We start from the raw sequence: 598 nt of genomic DNA, 5'->3' as shown, positions 1-598 counted from the left end.
AGCTCCAGCTCCCGATAAATCCGGTAGATGCGCTTGTGGTTCCACCCGAATCCCTTCACGTTACGCAAGTAGTAATAAAAGCCCCAGTTGCGATGACAGCCCGTGATACGCATCAGCCAGTCTGCAATCTCTTCGTTCTCCGTGTTCAACTTCGCCTCGTATCGGTAGCACGACTCGCTGATGCCGAACACTGTGCACGCCACACGAATTGACACGCGGCGCTGTTGCACAACCTGCTTTGCCATCTCGCGCCGGCGAGATGGCTTCAGAACTTTTTTTGCAGCGCCTCCGAGGCAATCTCAGCCTTGAGCTTCTCCTCGATGTACATCTTGCGCAGCCGGGCATTCTCCGCCTCGAGCTCCTTCATGCGCGACATCATCGACGCGTCCATGCCGCCGTACTTCGAGCGCCATTTGTAGAACGTTGCCGAACTGATGCCCAGTTCCCGGCATAGCTCCGGCACCGCAAGCCCAGCCTCCGCGCGCTTGAGCGCCTCCAATATCTGGCTGTCTGTGAATCTCGACTTCTTCATCTGCAGAACTCCCTCTTAACGAGAAAATTCTACTTCTCCCAGCGCCGGTTTGCGGGGGGCATTACC

Annotated in this window: 1 pseudogene; it reads right to left on the bottom strand. The window is 56.7% G+C overall.

The features are described 5' to 3' along the window. Window positions 1-532, bottom strand: a pseudogene (locus PSO31014_RS22245) (transposase); the annotation flags it as partial. Window positions 533-598: the final 66 nt, after the last annotated feature.

Source organism: Pandoraea soli, assembly GCF_902459595.1.
Classification (GTDB): domain Bacteria; phylum Pseudomonadota; class Gammaproteobacteria; order Burkholderiales; family Burkholderiaceae; genus Pandoraea; species Pandoraea cepalis.
This window is presented reverse-complemented; position numbering and strand designations above follow the sequence as displayed.